Annotated in this window: 1 protein-coding gene; it reads left to right on the top strand. The window is 46.7% G+C overall.

The window, feature by feature from the left end:
* On the top strand, positions 1 to 1,008 hold a 1,008-nt coding region (gene lysC, locus R7Z50_RS24550; RefSeq protein ID WP_318149356.1), incomplete at its 5' end, for a lysine-sensitive aspartokinase 3.
* Between the last annotated feature and the right edge of the window lie 129 nt (positions 1,009 to 1,137).

Below are 1,137 nucleotides of genomic sequence, written 5' to 3'. Positions count from 1 at the left end.
GTGGCATGTGGTGAGTTAATGTCGACGCACATTTTGGCGCAGCTCATGCGAGAGCGTGGTATCAATGCAGTACGATTTGATATTCGTGAAGTGCTAAGAACCGACGACAACTTTGGTCGCGCAGAGCCGAATGTCGAAGCTATTACTCAACTAGCGCAAGAGAAGCTTATCCCTTTATGTCTTGATTCTGTCGTCATCACACAGGGCTTCATTGGCTCTGACGAAGAAGGCAATACAACAACGTTAGGCCGTGGTGGTAGCGACTACAGTGCAGCCTTGATTGCTGAAGGTGTGAAAGCATCTGGACTTGAAATTTGGACAGATGTTCCTGGTATTTACACGACCGATCCTCGCATCGCACCAAAAGCGTCACCAATCCCCGAGATCAGTTTTAGTGAAGCCTCTGAAATGGCTAACTTTGGTGCGAAAATATTACACCCATCAACACTGGTCCCTGCTCTGCGCCATGATATCCCGGTTTTTGTTGGCTCATCCAAAGAACCAGAAAAAGGCGGCACGTGGATTCGTCATCAAGTCGAAAGCTCACCGCTGTTCCGTGCTCTCGCTCTGCGTTGTAATCAAACGATGGTCACTCTGCGTAGTGCGAACATGTTCCATGCGTACGGCTTCTTAGCAAAAGTATTTGAGATTTTAGCCAAGCACAAAATTTCGGTAGACCTTATCACCACATCAGAAATCAGTGTGTCACTCACACTGGATCAAACTGATACCTCAGGAGGCGCACCACAACTTCCTCAAGCAGCACGTGAAGAGTTGGAAGAGTTGTGTAAGGTCGAAGTAGAACATGACCTTTGTTTGGTAGCCTTGATTGGTAACAAGATGAGTGAACGTAAAGGCTATGCGAAGCAAGTGTTTGGTACGCTAGAAGATTTGAACTTACGCATGATCTGTTATGGAGCAAGTCCTCATAACCTATGCTTCCTTGTGAATGAGTCGGTGGCGAAGCAAGCCATTCAGAAGCTGCATACAGAGCTCCTCGAACCATAACATTCGTTTGTTCCTCAAGTGCCCACTACCGTGGTTCAAAAAGCATAACGTGGTTTTTGAGGGAACAACGACAAATTAAAGGGCTGCACATTGGCAGCCCTTTTTATTGCTTGTTCACTTGATTTAGCC

The organism is Vibrio sp. 1249-1, assembly GCF_033340495.1.
This window is presented reverse-complemented; position numbering and strand designations above follow the sequence as displayed.